Origin of the sequence: Kamptonema sp. UHCC 0994 (assembly GCF_029167235.1) — a bacterium.
In the GTDB taxonomy this organism is placed as follows: domain Bacteria; phylum Cyanobacteriota; class Cyanobacteriia; order Cyanobacteriales; family Microcoleaceae; genus Kamptonema.
Map to the genome: position 1 here is coordinate 1 of NZ_JARFTR010000317.1, position 2,064 is coordinate 2,064.

The 2,064-nt window shown below is 50.5% G+C and carries 3 protein-coding genes; all 3 read right to left on the bottom strand.

Going from position 1 to position 2,064, the window contains the following annotated elements:
- Positions 1–768: Fic family protein (locus PY364_RS28775; protein WP_275571127.1), on the bottom strand; the 768-nt coding region annotated here is incomplete at its 3' end.
- A gap of 85 nt (positions 769–853) precedes the next feature.
- Positions 854–1,288: a hypothetical protein gene (locus PY364_RS28780; RefSeq protein WP_275571128.1), complete on the bottom strand. Its 435-nt coding sequence runs from the start codon at positions 1,286–1,288 to the stop codon at positions 854–856.
- Positions 1,261–2,049 (bottom strand): ParA family protein, encoded by a 789-nt coding sequence (locus PY364_RS28785; protein ID WP_275571129.1) that lies wholly within the window; start codon positions 2,047–2,049, stop codon positions 1,261–1,263. Before PY364_RS28785 ends, PY364_RS28780 begins: the two co-directional genes overlap by 28 nt.
- Positions 2,050–2,064 lie beyond the last annotated feature (15 nt).

A 2,064-nucleotide genomic window follows, 5' to 3' on the forward strand; every position in this document is an offset into this window, starting at 1 on the left:
CCAGGGCGTGTGGTCTGGGTCGTGGCGGCCTTCATAAAAGTCCACGGGCAGCCCCATTTGTAGGGAACGGTAATAGCGATCGCGATCGGCATTAAAATACTCGTCAAATGAGAAAAACCCCCGCATTCGGTAGCCGGAACGCCACAGTTCAGCAGTAGCCAACAGCCGTCCCGTGCGACCGTTCCCGTCATTAAATGGGTGGATGCTGAGGAAGCGGTGGGTGAGGATAGCCGCACGGATGGGGGCTGACAATTCGGTTACTGTTGTTGAAGATAACCAATCAACTAATTCCCCCATCAGCACAGGTACGTCTCCCGGTTCAGGCGGCCCGTAATCGATCGCCCGCGTGAGAGTATCCACAACCGGACATTCTGTGATGCGATACTCGCTTTTGCTGCCCCGCCGCCCGCGACCGCGCACGATAACAATGCGGTGTAGTTCTTTGATAAATGCTTCTGTAATCGGGGTTTGGGCTTCGGCAAATTCCTCAACTCGGTCAAGCGCCCGCCAATAGTTGCGGACTTCCTGCTCAGCATCACTGCCCGTGCGATCGCTCCTCGCTATCGCCCGTCGCACCGCCGCTTCATCCAAGGGATTACCCTCAATTTGAGTCGAGCTGCGGGTACTTCTTTGCAAGGCATCGTGGCGCAGGCGTAGAGTTGTATCAGGTGGCAGGGGCAGCACTTCAATGACAGCCCTCGCTGCCTCAATTACGCCCAAATGTCTCACTATAGGGTCATTATAAGTAAAGCGCGGTACAAAACTCATTTGTGGTGTGGAAATTGCCAGTCATTGCTAGTTTTAAGGAGGAATTTTTATTCGGTAATTTGCAGTTTTTAAGCCTCACAATTACCTAAGTTTCCTGTAAGTATCGAGTCATGCTTTGAGCACGGCGGACAATGCCAGTCTCTCTGCGTTCTTGACGGCGCTCAAGCGCAACTTCTAATACTTGCTGCATCAATTGTTCGTTGTCAAGGCACACTAAATAGGCGGCTTCTAAAAAGGTTTCTTTGGTAATGCCTTCTTGAGTACAGAGAGACTTTAGACCCTTATCGATAGAAGTTTCAACTCGCAAGGTAAAGGCAACTAATTTTTGCTCTTTTTCGGTGGCTTTTGTCTGTTTTGGCAAGTCTGATTGCACTGCGATTTCCTGCTGTTTTGGGGGTGAAGGTGTGGCATCATCGGGGAGCCTTTTTAAGATTGAGGTATCTCTGGGAGGGACAGTTGCTCTCATTCTCTGTTTTAAGCGGTTGTTCGCATCTAAGGGTGGGTTTTGTTCTTCAGCCATTTTGCCTCTAATACTTCAATAATTTTGATAAAAGGTAATTCTAAGTCGGGATATCCTAATTCTGTTAAGCTTTTCCCGGTGTCGATTGCTTGCTTGTAGCGTTCGCTTTCTAGGATGGAGGGCAGGACTTTGATGCCAATTCCTACTTCTTTCATGTCCTGGATGCTAATTTCGCTGCGTTTGGCTTGAGTGCGTCCTACCCATCTGTCTCGAAAGGGGACAATGCCTAATATGGCCCCTTCAAAGGCATCAACTGACTTTAGTTCCTCTACGAGTTGCAGGGTACGCACTAGGGAGTGCAACCCTTTGGAGGAAGCTTCAGCGGGAATCATTAACAAGTCGGCACAGACTACTGCGGTCAGGCAAATTTGAGTTCTTTGAGGTGGGGCATCGACGATGCAGACATCGAACAATTCCTTGACTTCTTTGAGGCGTTTCTTGAGGGCGAGTTCGCCCATGGCGGTGGAAGATAGGTACTCTTGGATGAGTTCGAGCCCGTCGTCGCTGGGAATTAACCACAGGTTAGGGTGGTGGGATTCGTAGATGCCGTCAACGACTGCTACCTGCTTTTTGAGGACTTCTAGTAGGGTGGGCTGATTGGCTTCTACTTCGTGTGCTAGGTAGAGGGTCAAGCTGGATTGGGGGTCAGCATCGACCATGAGGACTTTGTAGCCCATGCGGGCTAGAGCAGAGCCGAGAAAGAAGCAGGTGGTAGTTTTCCCTTGCCCCCCGGCGAGCGATGCAGCGGTGATGGTCAGCACGGTTGATTAGATAGA